Source organism: Limnobacter sp. MED105, assembly GCF_000170915.1.
Lineage (GTDB): Bacteria > Pseudomonadota > Gammaproteobacteria > Burkholderiales > Burkholderiaceae_B > Limnobacter.
Window position 1 is genome coordinate 159882 of record NZ_ABCT01000006.1, and the last position, 12715, is coordinate 172596.

Annotated in this window: 10 protein-coding genes; 6 read left to right on the forward strand and 4 right to left on the reverse strand. The window is 52.4% G+C overall.

Annotation, left to right across the window (positions count from 1 at the left end):
* Window positions 1–225: 225 nt before the first annotated feature.
* Window positions 226–2187, forward strand: coding sequence for a DNA topoisomerase IV subunit B (locus LMED105_RS08080; RefSeq protein ID WP_008250094.1), 1962 nt, complete (start codon window positions 226–228; stop codon window positions 2185–2187).
* A gap of 12 nt (window positions 2188–2199) precedes the next feature.
* On the opposite strand, the gene LMED105_RS08085 is transcribed toward LMED105_RS08080, so the two are convergent.
* From LMED105_RS08085 to lexA, 4 genes are read right to left on the reverse strand one after another with little or no spacing between them, the layout of a single operon-like run.
* On the reverse strand, window positions 2200–5340 hold the full coding sequence (locus tag LMED105_RS08085) for an error-prone DNA polymerase (protein WP_008250096.1): 3141 nt from the start codon (window positions 5338–5340) through the stop codon (window positions 2200–2202).
* A 12-nt stretch (window positions 5341–5352) separates the two neighbouring features.
* Window positions 5353–6714 carry a hypothetical protein gene (locus LMED105_RS08090; protein WP_156799597.1) on the reverse strand — a complete coding sequence of 454 codons (1362 nt, stop codon included), beginning with the start codon at window positions 6712–6714 and terminating at the stop codon, window positions 5353–5355.
* Complete coding sequence (gene imuA / locus LMED105_RS08095; protein WP_008250104.1) at window positions 6650–7387, reverse strand: translesion DNA synthesis-associated protein ImuA; 738 nt, start codon at window positions 7385–7387, stop codon at window positions 6650–6652. The genes LMED105_RS08090 and imuA overlap by 65 nt, the downstream gene beginning before the upstream one ends.
* A 43-nt stretch (window positions 7388–7430) precedes the next feature.
* The gene (lexA, locus tag LMED105_RS08100; protein ID WP_008250105.1) at window positions 7431–8093 is read right to left on the reverse strand and encodes a transcriptional repressor LexA; all 663 of its coding nucleotides are present in this window, start codon (window positions 8091–8093) and stop codon (window positions 7431–7433) included.
* Between the two features lie 299 nt (window positions 8094–8392).
* On the opposite strand from lexA, the gene yaaA reads away from it, so the two are divergent.
* The 5 genes from yaaA to rlmD all read left to right on the forward strand — a co-directional run.
* On the forward strand, window positions 8393–9163 hold the full coding sequence (gene yaaA / locus LMED105_RS08105) for a peroxide stress protein YaaA (RefSeq protein ID WP_008250107.1): 771 nt from the start codon (window positions 8393–8395) through the stop codon (window positions 9161–9163).
* 2 nt (window positions 9164–9165) lie between these two features.
* Entirely contained in the window at window positions 9166–9927 is a 762-nt protein-coding gene (gene surE, locus LMED105_RS08110) for a 5'/3'-nucleotidase SurE (RefSeq protein WP_008250108.1), read from the forward strand.
* Window positions 9928–9936: 9 nt separating this feature from the next.
* On the forward strand, window positions 9937–10677 hold the full coding sequence (locus LMED105_RS08115) for a protein-L-isoaspartate(D-aspartate) O-methyltransferase (protein WP_008250109.1): 741 nt from the start codon (window positions 9937–9939) through the stop codon (window positions 10675–10677).
* The gene (locus tag LMED105_RS08120) at window positions 10674–11495 is read left to right on the forward strand and encodes a peptidoglycan DD-metalloendopeptidase family protein (protein ID WP_008250110.1); all 822 of its coding nucleotides are present in this window, start codon (window positions 10674–10676) and stop codon (window positions 11493–11495) included. The genes LMED105_RS08115 and LMED105_RS08120 overlap by 4 nt, the downstream gene beginning before the upstream one ends.
* 18 nt (window positions 11496–11513) lie before the next feature.
* Window positions 11514–12715: 23S rRNA (uracil(1939)-C(5))-methyltransferase RlmD (gene rlmD / locus LMED105_RS08125; protein ID WP_008250111.1), on the forward strand; the 1202-nt coding region annotated here is incomplete at its 3' end.

Genomic DNA, 12715 nt, shown 5'->3' on the forward strand with positions numbered 1-12715 from the left:
ACGCCACAGCGTATCAAGGCTGCAAAAAGTCCGAATGAGGTGTCACCATGGATAGGGGGTGGGGTGACATGCTGCTTTATTAGCCTTGAAATGTGTGCTAACCACGCTGTACAAATTTCCTATCATGGTCATGAGTGTTGGCACGGCTACAGATGGTTCCAGCACTGCCCGAAATGTGTCCAAATTATTGGTATCATCAAGCGGTCATTGAACTTTCAGGTTGTTATGAGCCAGTACCAAGAATCGTCCATCCGCGTCCTTAAAGGGCTGGAACCAGTCAAGCAACGCCCCGGCATGTACACCCGCACCGACTGCCCCTTGCATATTATTCAAGAGGTCATCGACAACGCGGCAGATGAGGCCTTGGGGGGGTTTGGTTCACGAATTACGGTGACCATTCACACCGATGGCAGCGTGTCGGTGCAGGATGAAGGGCGGGGTATTCCAATCGGCCTTCACCCCGAAGAAAAGGTGCCGGTGATCGAACTGGTATTCACCCGCCTGCATGCAGGGGGCAAATTCAACAAGGCCGATGGCGGCGCCTACCGTTTCTCGGGGGGCTTGCATGGCGTGGGTGTGTCGGTGACCAATGCTTTGTCGACCCGGCTTGAAGTGAGTGCGGTGCGTGACAAACAGGTGGGCACCCTGGTGTTCAGTGGCGGCGATGTAATCGAGCCTTTGAAAGTTCGCCCCCAAACCGGCAGTGACCCCAAAAAAGGCACCACCGTGCGCGTGTGGCCCGACCCCCAGTATTTTGATTCCGCGGTACTGCCACTGAATGAAATGGATCGCCTGTTGCGCAGCAAAGCCGTGTTGCTCAAGGGCGTTGAAGTGGTGTTAGTGACCGAGAAAACCGGTGAAGCCAAACGCTGGAAATTTGACGATGGGTTGCGCGGATTTCTAAAAGAGGAATTGTTGGACCGTGAACTGGTGGCCCCCATGTTCAGCGGTGACCTGAGTGTCGATGTTCTTCGCGATGAAGGATTCGCAGAGGGCGAGGGCGCAGCTTGGGCCTTGGCTTTTGTGGCGGAGGGCACACCCGTGCGGGAAAGTTATGTGAACCTGATTCCGACTTCTGCAGGTGGCACGCATGAATCGGGTTTGCGCGAGGCCGTGTTTCAGGCCATCAAGGCGTTTTGCGAAATGCATTCACTGATGCCCAAGGGTATCAAGTTAATGCCTGATGACATTTTTTCAAAAGCCAATTTTGTGTTGTCGGCCAAGGTGCTCGATCCGCAGTTTCAGGGGCAAATCAAGGAACGCTTGAACAGTCGCGACGCGGTGCGACTGGTGTCGTCTTTGGTCAAGCCTGCATTTGAATTGTGGCTAAACCAGCACGTGGAAGACGGTAAAAAAATTGCTGAACTGGCGATTAAACAGGCGCAGGCCCGTTCACGTGCTGCGCAGAAAGTCGAGAAGCGAAAAAGCTCGTCGGTGGCCATTTTGCCGGGCAAGTTGACCGACTGTGAAAGTACCGACATTACGCTGAACGAGGTGTTTCTGGTTGAGGGTGATTCTGCGGGGGGATCGGCCAAGATGGGCCGTGACAAAGAGTTTCAGGCCGTGTTGCCTTTGCGCGGTAAGGTGCTGAATGCCTGGGAAACTGACAAAGACCGCCTGTTTGCCAATCAGGAAATTCACGACATTGCAGTGGCCATTGGCGTAGACCCCCACGGCGTGAACGACAACCCCGATTTAAGCGGTTTGCGTTACGGCAAAATTTGTATTCTTTCAGACGCTGACGTGGATGGTTCCCACATTCAAGTGTTGTTGCTCACCTTGTTCTACAAACATTTCCCCGCGTTGATTCGAAGCCAGAATTTGTATGTGGCCAGACCACCGCTATTCCGTGTGGACGTGCCTGCTCAGGGCAAAAAGCCGGCACGAAAACTGTATTGCCTGGACGAAGCGGAGCTGTACGCCGTGCAAGACAAGCTGGGCAAGGAAGGCGTGAAAGAGGCGAACATCAAGATTTCCCGCTTCAAGGGTCTGGGCGAAATGAATGCTGAGCAACTTTGGGAAACCACATTGAACCCGGACACACGTCGTTTGTTGCCCGTCACGTTGGGCAGCATGGATGTGAACGAAACCAACGCCATGATGCACATGCTGATGGGGCGCACAGAAAGTGGCGCACGCCGCACCTGGCTCGAGGACAAAGGCAATTTGGTGGAAGTGGATATCTAATCCTTTCCCTGTTTACTTAAAATCGCGCGAGGGTGTTTGCAGTTGTGCAATCAGGTGGGTGTAATCCACCAGCCTTCGCGCTACCAAGTTGCATACTTCGCCTTCGCGTTGCCAAATACCAAACACACCCATAATTTGCGCATTGCGCAGAACCTGGCGTTGTTCTTCGGCCAGGCTGTTCCAGACAATCACATTCACATTGCCTGTTTCATCTTCAAGATTTAAAAACACCGTGCCGTGCGCAGTGGCTGGACGTTGCCGGTGCGTCACTATGCCACAGGCCCGTGCCAACCTGCCGTTTGGGTAAGTACGCAATTCTTCAACCTGTTTTATTTTGTAGGGTGCCAGTTGCTTGCGTAAAAATGAAATAGGGTGGTGCTGAAGGCTTGAACCTGTGGCGCGGTAATCGGCCAACATGTCCTCCAGTTCACTGGCTTTGGGCAATTCAAGCGGTGTTTCATTGCTGCGGGTATTGCTCAGCAGGTTTGTATTGTTTGCGTTGTGACGAATGCCACTTGTTTCCGTTGCTGCGGTTTGCCACACGGCTTGGCGGCGGTGCCCGGCGAGTTTTTCCAGTGCATTCGCATCGGCCAGTGCAAGTAAGTCACCACGGTCAAGCCGGGCACGTTTGGTCAAGTCTTCCACACTTTCAAACAACCCTTTCTCGCGGGTTTGAACAATGCGCAAAGCAGCGTCGTGTTTCAGCCCGTTCACCCGGTTTAAACCCAAACGAACTGGCAGAAAATCACCTGTGCAATTTTCAAGTTGGGTTTCAAGGGAGCTGCACTGCACATCCACAGGCAGTACCGTGACACCATGCCGTTGCGCGTCTTGAATCAGCTGCGAAGGTGCATAGAAACCCATGGGTTGTGCATTGAGCAAACCGCACAAAAATGCATCAGGGTGGTGGCATTTCAACCAGGCCGATGCATACACCAGCATGGCGAAACTGGCGGCATGGCTTTCCGGAAAGCCGTATTCACCAAAGCCCTCCATTTGTTTGAAAATACTTTCAGCAAACTCCCGGGTATACCCACGTTCCAACATGCCATTCACCACCCGTTCGTAAAAATGGTGCAGACCACCTTTGCGCTTCCAGGCGGCCATGCCACGGCGCAATGCATCGGCCTCGCCTGGTGAAAAGCCGGCCGCCAGAATAGCAACCTGCATCACTTGTTCCTGAAAAATAGGAACACCCTCGGTGCGGCCTAGAGCCTCTTTCAAGGCATCAGAAGGATAGTTCACGGCTTCCAGGCCCTGCCTGCGTTTTAAAAACGGGTGCACCATACCGCCTTGAATGGGGCCGGGCCGCACAATGGCCACCTGTATCACCAAGTCGTAATATTGTTGAGGCCTAAGGCGGGGAAGCATGCCCATTTGCGCGCGGCTTTCAATTTGAAATACACCCACAGTGTCAGCCTTGCACATCATGTCGTATGTTGCATTGTCTTCAGGCGGTATCGCTTGCAGTGTTCGGGGCGCATCAGGTTTTCTGTGCAGTTCGTCCAGTGTCATTCGAATGGCGCTCAACATACCAAGCGCCAGTACGTCTACCTTCATCAAACCCATGGCATCCAGGTCGTCCTTGTCCCACTGAATCACACTGCGCTCTGGCATGGAGGCATTTTCTACGGGCACCAGTTCAGTCAGGCTGTCGCGTGCAATCACAAAACCGCCTGTGTGTTGCGACAAGTGCCTCGGAAAACCAAGCAGTTCATCGGCCAAATGTACACAATGCTGCACGCCACTTTGGTGTACATCAATCCCTGCCTGAATCATGTGGTCTACGCTCATGCTGCGGCTGTAACCACCGTCTTGCGACTTGGCCAACTGTTCAACCAAATCCGTGTCCAGTCCCAAGGCTTTGCCCACATCACGCAATGCTGATCGGGGTCTGTACACCACCACACTGGCGGCCAATGCGGCCCGGTCACGACCATATTTTTGGTAAATGTATTGAATTACTTCTTCGCGGCGCGTGTGTTCAAAGTCCACGTCAATGTCGGGTGGCTCGTTGCGCTCCCGGCTGATAAAACGCTCGAACAGTACGGCCATTTTGTCGGGGTTGACTTCGGTAATATGAAGGCAGTAACACACCACTGAATTGGCGGCAGAACCTCGGCCCTGGCACAAAATATTTCGCGACCGGGCAAAACGGACAATGTCGTAAACCGTTAAAAAGTAAGCCTCAAATTGCAGCTCTTCAATCAGTTGTAATTCATGTTCAATTTGTTTTTTAACTTTGGCAGGTACATTGCTGCTGTAGCGTTGGGCAGCGCCTTCTTCTACAAGTTGACGCAAGTATTGTGTAGGTTCCAGGCCTTCTGGGCTTATTTCACGGGGGTATTGGTAGCGCAACTCATCCAGTGAAAATACACACTGTGCGGCCAGCGTTACAGTTTGTTGCAGCAAACGGTGCGGGTAAGTTTGGGCAAGTTGCTGCAAAGGTTGCAGACACCGTTGTGCATTCGTTTCCAGAAATGGCTTGGCGTCGTTCAGCTTGCAGTTCAAGCGAATGGCAGTTAGCACGTCATGCAGATTTTTTCGTTCACTTGAATGCATAACTGGTAAGTTACTGGCCATGAGTTCAACACCGTGCAAGTGGGCCAATGCCTGCAGGTATAGCAGCCATGGCCTGTCGAATCCACGGTGCTGCAAATTGCACACCACATGCAAGCGGCCAGTGAAACGTTTGGCACACCAACTTAACAAGGCAGTAAAATTTTCCTTGCTGCGTTCGTCGGGCACCAATAACAATTGCAGTCCAGGTGGAATATCAGCAAGATCGTCGCGGGTGAACAAGTAGTCGCCTTTGGTGGCACGGCTACGGGCCTGCGTAATCAGGCGGCACAAGTGGGTGTAGCCAGTTTTGTTTTTTACAATCAAGGCAATGCGTTGGCCAGCAAATGCGCTGCTGCGTGCAAACACAAACTGTGCACCCACCAGCAGCTGAATGCCACATTCTTTGGCGACCTGGTGTGCACGAACAATGCCCGCAAGCGAACATTCATCAGTGATACCAATGGCGCTGTAACCTAACAGTTTGGCTTGTTGCACCAGTTCTTCCGCGTGCGATGCGCTTTTCAAAAAACTGAAGTTGCTCAAGGCCAGTGTTTCAGCGAAAGGCGGCAAGGCTTGCAGTGATGTGTTCATGCTAACCAAGCCCTATGCAAAGTAACCGTGCAAAAACCAGCGTGCCTCTTCTTCAAGCAGGTCTTGATAAAGCCATACCAAACTGGAATTGCTGTCCCGCGCGCAGTAGTAATCGCGTTTGCAGGGTTGTGCATCCCACCAGCCAAACTCAACACGCTCAGGGCCGCTGAGCAATTGCCAGGGGCCACCCGTTTGCCAATTCGGGGCTTTGCCTTGCAATGGTTTGGGTGTTGGCAATAGCCACAATGGGCGCGGAGTGCTGGCTGCCAATGCCGAGTTATCTAATTCGGGTGTGTGCTGGTTTTCAATTTTTTTATAGGCGTTGTTTGCAGGTTTTTGCACCGGGGTGTGCTGCAGCACAAGGCTGCACTCAGGCCTGGGGTCACTGTCTGTTGCTGCAAATAACACGGTTTGTTCGCCCAAGCGCGCGCGAAGAATATCGCAGGTGTTGTTCCAGTTGCGCGCGCCTTCCGCGGGGTCGGGTAAAAAACTGTGATTCACGTTGGGCAGCAATTCACTGTGCGTGCATTGCACTCGCAGGTTACGTATATCGTCCTCGAATTGCATGCGCCCCAGTTGGTGGTGCAGCAGGCGCCTCCATGTGTCGAGGCAATCGGTGGCTTGCGCACTTCTCAGGTGCAAAACCTCCTCACCGTGCGTGTGAATAAAGGCCCAGTGCAATTCACGTGTGCCATGTTTTTGCTGCTTTAACCAGTTGCACACCGCATCAAGCAGTGCTTGCGCATGGTGCTCAATCAGATCAAGCCTGTCGCTGTGAAAGGGAAGTTCCTTTTCTTGCTCGAATGTATCCGCAGGTTTGTGTGGCACCGTGCTTGTGGCGAGTTTGTTTTGAACACCAAAACCTGAATCCAGTTCAGCCAATGCCTGCGCGCCAAAGCGTTTTAAGAATCCGTCGCGTGGCAAGCGCCACAAATCACCAAGGCGGCCAAAGCCGCATTGTCGCCAGGTGATTTGAAGCTTCGCATCGCAATCAAGTACAGAGATTGGCAAGGCCAGCAAACTGTTTTCATTGAAATTCAGCATGGCCAGAAAATCATCTTGATTGCCTGCAGGGGCGCTCTTGCCAAGCCACCACGCGCCAGTTGCTGTGTGGTGGTTGGCCAGTTGTAATTCACCAGGAAATTCGTCTGCGCTTTGCCACAATTGCGAAAGTAAAGCCTGTGCACCACCAAACAACCTGAAGCTGCTGTGTACCTCGACCAGCCAACCTACGTATTCATGATGCTGGTCTTGTCGCCAGCACACCACCGGGCTGTAATGCGATGCCAATTCAAACAACGAATTGGCATCAAATTGCGATTTGACTTCGCGTGGGTTGCGGGATTGTCTGTAACTCAGGGCGATCCAACGCACGAACAAGCTCCTGTGAGTGCGGGGTGTCGTGTAAAGCACCTTGCGGTTTGGGTAAATCGATTAGTACCGGTTGCTCTAGTACCGGGCCCCTGCGTTTGATCAAATGCACTCGCAGGGTGTTTGGATTTTGGGCCGTAAGGCACAAGCGCAGTGAAGCCGGGGAGGGCTGCATTTGTGCCCGAATGGGTCGAAACACAAAACTTAGCCCCTGTGAACGTGTGGCCTGGTACTGCAAGCGGCGCAACACGGTTGGGCTACACAGTGTTTTTTCTTCGGGAAGCCACATGAAAAGCGCGCCGAAGGAGTCACTTTGCAGCACTTGTTCAATGGCCCAAAGCCGATCCTGGGGTTTGTCGGTTTGAATCAAATGCACTTGGTTCAAAGCCACTCCAAACTGCTCAAATACAGGCGTGAGTGGAAGCAGCGGTGCGCCAATCAGCACCAGTTTTTTTTTCTCCAGCGTCAGCTTGCGTAACACAGGCATTAGAAAGCGAAGTTCGCCAATGCCATGGTGTTTCAGCAGCAGTTCAATCAAGTTGCGGGTGGGCCAGCCACCCCCGGGCAGTTGTTGATCAAGGGCGGAAAAACCGCTGGGTATGCGTGCACTGCTGTCGATGGCAAGCTGGTGGGCGCGCCACACGCCCGGGTGAATGTTGGAAAGATCAGACGACACAACACAACTCCCCGACATTGCTTTGTAGTGCAATTACTGGTTTTTAATGCAACTGACCTTGGCGAATCAAACCAACAGCCAAACCTTCAATTGCGAAGGTTTCGGTTCGCAGGTCGACTTCGATTGGAGCGAAATCGCTGTTCTCGGCTTGCAATTCAACCACATGGCCTTTCTGGAAAAAACGTTTCACGGTGACATCGTCGTTCACGCGTGCAACCACAACCTGACCCGCTCGAGCGGTGCTGGCTTTTTTTACAGCCAGTAAATCACCATCCATAATGCCGATGTCTTTCATGGACATACCGCGTACTTTCAACAAGTAATCGGGTTTGTCTGGGAACAGCGAAGGATCAACAGGAATTTGTTTTTCCACATGTTCTTGGGCGAGAATCGGGCTGCCGGCAGCAACGCGACCTATCAGTGGCAGTTGCATGAACTGCTCGACTGCACGTTCGGCTGCCTTGCTAGCTGTTTCTTCCAGACCTTCAGCGTATTCGCCCAGCAAGCGAATACCGCGTGATGTACTGGCATCCAGGGCAATGACATTTTTCTTGGCCAAAGCCTGCAAGTGATCTTCTGCTGCATTGGCTGAGCGAAAGCCCAGTTGCCGTGCAATTTCAGCGCGGGTAGGGGGCCGACCAAACTGGGTAATTTGGTCCCGGATTAAATCAAGAATTTCTTGTTGACGAGCAGTTAAACCTTTCATGGCACCAATCTCGAATTGACATGCTGTGATTATATACAGTAAATCAAAACTTGCAAACACAATTGCCTGAATCCAATTGGCGCATGTGACAGGTAATACATTTATCTTCGGGAGAGACAGTCTGGGAGACACGGCCAGAAGCGGAGCGACAAAGTCGCATCCGCGGCCAACCTCACAAAACCGGCCACTCGCATACCTTGTATTGGGTATTTTTCCCGGCTTCACACCACTCTGTCCCTGAATCACCTGCCAGATCCTGCGATAATAAACCCGTAGTAACAACCAGGTGATTCACGTTCATGCTTGTAGTTCTTTCTCCCGCAAAGTCGCTCGATTACGAAACACCCTTGTCTGTCCAAACCAGTACGCAGCCACAATTTGTTGAGCAAGCGGCCGGTCTGGTCGATATTTTGCGTCCCATGAGCCCTGCTGATATTTCCGAACTGATGTCGGTGTCAGACAAGCTGGGTGTGCTTAACGCAACGCGTTACAGCGAGTGGTCCCCGAAGTTCACCAAAAAGAATTCACGCCCTGCGCTGTTAGCATTCAATGGCGATGTGTACGATGGTTTTGATGCCAAAACCCTGGATGAAGAAGGGCTGGCTTTTGCACAAAAGCATGTGCGTATTCTGTCGGGCCTGTATGGCATTTTGCGCCCACTCGATTTGATGCAACCTTATCGCCTTGAAATGGGTACCAAGCTGCCCAACCCTGCAGGCAAAGACTTGTATGCCTACTGGAAGCAAACCGTGGCGCCTGCCCTGAACAAGGAGCTTGCCAAGAAAGACCCGGTCTTGGTGAACCTGGCCTCTGATGAATACTTTAAATCGGTTGATACCAAGGCTTTGAATGCGCGCGTGGTTCAGCCCGTGTTCCAGGACTATAAAAACGGCCAGTACAAAATCATCAGTTTTTTCGCTAAAAAAGCGCGTGGTTTAATGGCCCGCTACATTGTTGATCAACGCATTACCGATGTAGAGCATCTGAAAAAGTTCAAGGTGGCAGGCTATGCTTTTGCCGCCAAAGAATCCACCGAGAACACCTGGGTATTTCGCCGCAAGGAAGCCTGATCTTGACCATTCCGCACATTCTGATCAGCAACGACGACGGCTACAGCGCCCCTGGCATTCTGGCTTTGCACGGTGCTTTGCTTGAACGCTTTGGCAACACGGTTCACCTGGAGGTAATGGCGCCCGAGCAAGACCGTTCTGGTGTCTCAAATGCGCTGACGCTTGACCGGCCACTCACCGTTCGCACAGCAGCCAATGGCTTTCGTTATGTCAATGGCACTCCCACCGATTGCGTGCATGTGGCGGTGACTGGTTTGCTGGAAAGGCGACCCGATCTTGTGGTGTCTGGCATCAACAACGGCGCCAACATGGGCGACGATACGATTTACTCAGGCACTGTGGCAGCCGCCATGGAAGGCTTTCAGTGTGGTTTGCCTGCAATCGCTTTTTCGCTGGCTGGCAAAGGTTACGCGCACCTGGACAGCGCGGCTCGAGTGGCAGCTGAAATCGTGGATCGCTTCCTGAACAACAAGCTGGGTCTGGAGCATTGTTTGCTAAATGTGAACATCCCCCCGATTCCTTACGATGACATGCAGGGCTATGAATGCACCCGACTTGGCAAGCGCCACCATGCCGAGCCCGTGATTCCAACCCAGAACCCGAAAGATGAAACTGTTTACTGGATTGGCCCACCCGGCGGCGCCAAAGATGCGGGCCCTGGTACCGATTTTTATGCGGTCAAGCAGGGTAAAATTTCGATCAGTCCCTTGAAGGCTGATTTGACGCACACCGAACAAATGAAGACCCTGGCCGATTGGCTGTAAAACAACAACATGGATCAAAAGCCCCGTTTCAAGCCAGCACCTGCGCTGATTACCCAGTCTGCGCGCAAACTGGATCGCATTCCGGAACGCATCGGCGGTTCAAGCTTGACCTCCGAGCGTGCGCGTGGGCACTTGGTTCAAAAATTGAAAACCCTGGGCATCGTGAACCAGCGTGTGCTCGATGTAATTGGTGCTGTGCCACGGCATTTGTTTGTGGACGAAGCGTTTGCCTCGCGCGCCTACGAAGATGCAGCCTTGCCAATCGGGCACCAGCAAACGATTTCCCGACCATTCACAGTAGCCCGGTTTGCAGAATATGCACTGGATGGCCGAAAGGATCTCGACAATGTGCTGGAAGTGGGCGCGGGTTGTGGTTACCAGGCCGCCGTGTTCGCTCAAATTGCAAAGCGTGTGGTCAGCATAGAACGCATTGAGGCGTTGTACGACAAAGCCCAACGCAACTTAAAACTTGCAGGCTTTCAGAAAGTCAAAGTAATACATGGCGATGGTTTGGTGGGTTTGCCCTCACAAGCGCCGTTTGATGTCATCATTGTGGCCGCTGCGGGTTTGGAAATACCACAAGCCTTGCTGAAGCAGTTGAAAATTGGCGGGCGCCTTATTGTGCCCGTGGCTGACCAGAATCAGCAAAATCTGGTCATTGTTGATCGATTGGCGGTCGACAAATGGCACCGAGAGAAAAAAGACTTGGTAAAATTCGTACCCCTGTTACAAGGAACCCGCATCGTATGAAACGTGGCGCATTAACTAGAACCCAATTGCTGGGTCACACACGTGCATTGGCAGTTGGATTCGCAACACTGACCTTCTTGGCAGCCTGTACAACAACGGGTAACCAGGCTCCTGTGGTCGATCGTTTGCCCTCCCGTTCTACTGACACTGCCGTGGCTACCGACGGTGTTTACACCGTCAAGGCTGGCGACACCCTGTACAGTATTGCTCTGGATTTTGGCCTGGATTGGCGTGAACTGGCGCGTGCCAACAATTTGAGCGATCCCAGCAAACTAAGCATTGGTCAAAAGTTGCGCGTGACAGGTGCGCCTACTGCTGTAGCCGGCGGTACTTCGGGATCAACCATTGAAGACAGTGGCGTTGAAGTAACCCCAATCACACCCGCTGGTGGTGCAAAGCCCGTTGAGGCCACACCAGCACCTGAAATCAAACCACCCGCACCTGTTGCTGTTACCTTGGGTTTTATCTGGCCGCACCCAGGTGAAATCATTCAAGGGTACAAGGCGGGTGTAAACAAGGGTATTGATCTTGCCGCCAAGGTTGGTGATCCTGTGGTGGCCTCCCAGGCTGGGCGTGTAGTTTATTCAGGCAACGCGCTACGCGGTTACGGCAACTTGATTATTCTGAAACACGACAACAATTTGTTGACTGCCTATGCGCACAACAAAACCTTGTTGGTGAAAGAAGGCGAACCCGTCACCAAAGGCCAGAAAATTGCTGAAGCAGGGCAGTCCGATTCTGACCGCCCCAAGCTGCACTTTGAGGTGCGTAAGCAAGGTAAGCCTGTTGACCCGATGGATTACCTCCCGGCCCGTTAATTTTTATTGAATGTAGCCATGGGCCGCAAAAAGAAAAAAGACCGAACACCTGTGGTGTTTCCACAGGTGCAAGTTGCCATTGAATCAATCGACCTGGATGCCAATGGCATTGGCCATGTGGATGGCAAAGTGCACTTTATCGATGGTGCAATCACCGGTGAAACCGTGGTTGCTGAAATTACGCGAGTAAAGCCAAGCTATTCAAAAGGCAGAACACTGCAGGTGCTGAATTCGGTTTCCACTCGTACTACTCCCAAATGCCCGCATTATGGGGTGTGTGGTGGGTGTGCCATGCAACACATCGAGCCCAATGCACAGGTGGCCATTAAAAATCGTGCACTTGAAGACCTGCTGCAGCGAATTGGTCGCCAAACCCCTGAACAAATGATGCCGCCTATTTACGGCTCTTTTTGGGGTTACCGGCACCGTGCGCGCTTAAGCACCCGGTTTGTGATCAAGAAAGACCGCTTCTTCGTGGGTTTTCACGAGAAGTCTTCCTCGTATGTGGCTGACATGCAGGTATGCCATGTACTGCCTAAACATGTGTCCAATATGATCGTGCCCTTGGGCAATATGCTGGTTACATTGAGTATTTTCATGCGCGTTCCGCAGATTGAACTCGCTGTTGGCGATGGCGTAACTGCCATGGTCCTTCGCCATTTGGAGCCTTTGAGTGAATCAGATCTTGATACGCTTCGGGCATTTGGCAATGAATGGGGTGTGGACTGGTGGTTGCAACCCGGTGGCCCGGCCACAGCGCACCGCCTTGAAGCAGACAAGCCGGTAGACCTCACTTATCGCATTCCAAGCTTTGGCATTCGCATGCGATTCAGGCCCACTGATTTCACGCAAGTGAACCACATGATCAACGACGCCATGATCAGCCGCGCCGTGTCGCTGCTTGATCTGAAACCTGAAGACCGTGTGCTTGACCTGTTTTGTGGTCTTGGTAATTTCTCTTTGCCTTTGGCCACAAAAAGCAGCTATGTGAAGGGCTTTGAAGGTTCACAAGACCTTGTAAGCCGGGCCGGTGAGAATGCTGAATTCAACGGTTTGGCCGACAAAACAGAATTTCACGTGCGCAACCTGTTTGAAGTGGAAACACCTGAATGGGAAAGCTGGGGGCAATTCGACAAACTATTGGTTGATCCTCCGCGCGATGGGGCGTTGGAAATTTGCAAGGCAATCGTGGGTGCGCGTGCAGAGTTCAGCCAAAACGC